Raw genomic sequence first — 806 nt, 5'->3', positions numbered from 1 at the left:
CAGCCCAAAACGGCGGCACCCGTCCATGGCAGCCGCCACGCGAAGCCGGTATTCAACGACGCCGGCACACCGGTATGGGTCGATGCGAGTCTCGCCAATACGACGACCCATGCAATCGTGTCGGGCTGGAAGGATTTCCCGCTGAACGTCTCGAATGCGAAAGGGCCGGGCGCGGACTTCCGCGACGTGTTCCGCATTGCCGAACTGAACAAGAACAGCGCAAAGGACGACAAGGGTCGGCGCTGGTATTACGTGACGATCGGCACCAAGGACGGCGGCACGCGCGAAGGCTGGGTGTGCGAGCAGGACCATCCGCTCGTGCGCACGTGCGGGCCGTGGGACTGGCCGGGCTTCGAACTCGTCGACAACAGCAGCATCAAGCCGCTCGATATGCTCAAGCGCTACATCTACGTGGCCGAGCAGTTCCTGGTCGACGAAGACAGAACCGAATTCGAGACGAGTGCGGCGACCGTCAACGGCAGCGCGCTGATCACGAAGCTGGAGAAGGCGATTGACGCGAACCATGACGGGAAGGTCACCGCGCAGGAACTGAAGCGCGCGCAGGAAACCCGCTGGACAGCGCAAGCGCTGTCCCATATCGTCGTGCGCTGCGAGAGCGAATGGGGCGGCGGCCTGGGTAAGTGGGAAGCGCTGTCGCCGCTGATGAAGAAACTGCTGTGGCTGTGGAAGGCCGAGATCGAGCGCATCGGCAAATTACAGTGGTGGGAGCAGGTGACGAGCGTCGAAGGCTTCCCGAAGGAGCCCAATCCTTGGCATTTTCATCCGGTGGGGATTGTTGGGAATTT

Annotated in this window: 1 protein-coding gene; it reads left to right on the top strand. The window is 62.2% G+C overall.

The features are described from left to right. A partial coding sequence (locus tag BUB20358_RS27965; RefSeq protein WP_282967575.1) for an EF-hand domain-containing protein occupies positions 1-806 on the top strand: 806 nt, incomplete at both ends.

Origin of the sequence: Burkholderia dolosa, assembly GCF_902499135.1 — a bacterium.
Classification (GTDB): domain Bacteria; phylum Pseudomonadota; class Gammaproteobacteria; order Burkholderiales; family Burkholderiaceae; genus Burkholderia; species Burkholderia dolosa.
Note: the sequence above shows the minus strand (reverse complement) of the source record. Positions and strands in the feature narration are given on the sequence as shown.